The sequence below is a fragment of the Francisella sp. SYW-2 genome, from assembly GCF_008711475.1.
In the GTDB taxonomy this organism is placed as follows: Bacteria; Pseudomonadota; Gammaproteobacteria; order Francisellales; family Francisellaceae; genus Francisella; species Francisella salimarina.
This window is the reverse complement of the sequence record NZ_VXKO01000060.1, coordinates 1-1,973: the sequence shown is the minus strand read 5'-3', so window position 1 is coordinate 1,973 and position 1,973 is coordinate 1. Positions and strand designations below refer to the sequence as shown.

Sequence of the window (1,973 nt, the reverse complement as noted above, 5' to 3'; positions counted from 1 at the left end):
ACCTTGATGACGACGATTGTGTAAATCTATCCTACGACGGTCGCTTAGCTTATAACTAAAGCTTTTCACTTTAATTTGACTCCTTAGGTAAAATTATACTAGGGATTTAACTTACAATACTACGGCTTGACTGTAGTATCCAAAAAAGGAAAAACATAAAATGAAACTAAAAAATAAACTATTACTATCAACTTTATTAATAGGCATATCAACTTACTCTTTTGCAAGCATGGAAGATTGTACAATTGCTTCTTTAAAAAAAGATTACGATAAAGCTATTGAAGAGTGTCTACCATATGCAGAAAAAGATAATATAGATGCTCAAGTTTTAATAACAAATGCGTATGCTCAAATTGAAGATTACAAAAATGCTTTAAAATATGGGTTAAAAGTAGATAATTACTATAGTAAAAAAACAGTTCCAACAAATAAAAATGAATTGAAATCATATACAGGAACATTAACAGGTATAGGCAACATCTACTACTTTGGACAAGCAGGCAAAGCGGATAAAACTAAAGGGCTAGAATATATAACTAGAGCTGCTAATTTGGGTAATAATTTCGCTCAAAATCAACTAGGAGATTTCTATGCTTCTAAAGATGAATTCCCAGGTAGAAATTTAGCTACCGCATACAAATGGTATGAAATAGCTGTAGATCAAAGCTATGACCCTGCTAAAAATGGTGTTTTTATGACTAATTTACCGACTATTACCCAACAAGCTCCATACTGTATAGCAATGGGCGAACAGCTAGTAGCTGAGGCATATATAGATGGCTCTGCTGGACTACCAAAAGATAACTCAAAAGCTAAAGAGTATCTAAACCAAGCTATAGCACTATACCAAGATAATAAACCTACAGCTGAAAACACTAAATACTGTCCTACTGGTGCTGATAAACTAAACTTAGAATCTGCTAAAAAAGAATTGGATAGTTTGTAGATTTCAAAAAAGTACTACCCCGTCAGTCTAATGACTGCTACCCCTTCAACACTTGAAGGGGAATTTGTAGCAAAGTAATGTTTTATGAAGGTGAATCATGGGCCAGCTAATATCTGAAATAAACTCTTTAATTGAGCTAACAAATAATATTAAAACACAATCTATTATTGTCATAGTAATAATCATAATATCAGTATTTTTATATAAACACTTTAGAAACCCTTTTTCAAAAGAAAATAGAATATATAAAAAACTTGAAAGATTAAATAACCTATCTACAAACATAGCTAATAACCCTAATACTTTTTTCAAAAAAACAATTGAATTAAAATTATTGCTTTCAGCTGGTCAGCTATTATATTCAAATTTCAAAATCACTATATATAATCACTATGAAACTAATTTGCTATTTAAAGCCCTTGAAGTTTTAAAACCTTTTGAAATCAAAATACTTGGTTCGTCCGGAATACTCCATTTTGAAAAAGATAAAATTCTTATCAAGAAAGGGCAAGCTTCTAAGTACAACAAGTTTTTGAAAAAAATTAGACTTTTATACGCTTTTTTAATGATACTTTTTTTATTTATTGGTTATTTACTTTTAATGTTTTTTGAAAAAAATTACTTTATGATATTTTTTAGTATCTTTTTAAAATAATTAGCTAATATTAATATTCAAAAATTGATTAATCATTTCTATCAGTATAAATTAAAACTATGAACATTTATTTGTAGTGAAAGATTTTTTATGACTAAAAAACACTATTTGGGCTACATTAAATTTATTCAACAAATTATTTTTCTTTATTATTTAAACACCTTCTTAGAGGGAGGTAAACCAAAGGTATCTGAACTACTGATACCGACTGATGATATCCCAGCTGATAAATCTCAAGGTCTTTATAAGACTGTTGATTTAATCTTTCATTAAACTTATGAACTTTTGTAAAATATAGATATCGTAGATATTTATATTTTTAGTAGTTATGGATTTTTTCTTTTTAGGTTTAGAAGAATCATTAGGTAATGA

At 28.4% G+C, this 1,973-nt stretch carries 3 protein-coding genes; all 3 read left to right on the top strand.

Annotated features, from left to right (window positions below):
• Positions 1–160: 160 nt before the first annotated feature.
• The 3 genes from F3D57_RS10140 to F3D57_RS10130 all read left to right on the top strand — a co-directional run bounded on the left by F3D57_RS10140 (position 161) and on the right by F3D57_RS10130 (position 1,874).
• Positions 161–946, top strand: a complete 786-nt coding sequence (locus F3D57_RS10140; RefSeq protein ID WP_150466168.1) for a tetratricopeptide repeat protein — start codon at positions 161–163, stop codon at positions 944–946.
• Positions 947–1,043: 97 nt separating this feature from the next.
• The gene (locus F3D57_RS10135) at positions 1,044–1,601 is read left to right on the top strand and encodes a hypothetical protein (protein ID WP_150466167.1); all 558 of its coding nucleotides are present in this window, start codon (positions 1,044–1,046) and stop codon (positions 1,599–1,601) included.
• A gap of 90 nt (positions 1,602–1,691) precedes the next feature.
• Complete coding sequence (locus tag F3D57_RS10130) at positions 1,692–1,874, top strand: hypothetical protein (RefSeq protein ID WP_150466166.1); 183 nt, start codon at positions 1,692–1,694, stop codon at positions 1,872–1,874.
• Positions 1,875–1,973 lie beyond the last annotated feature (99 nt).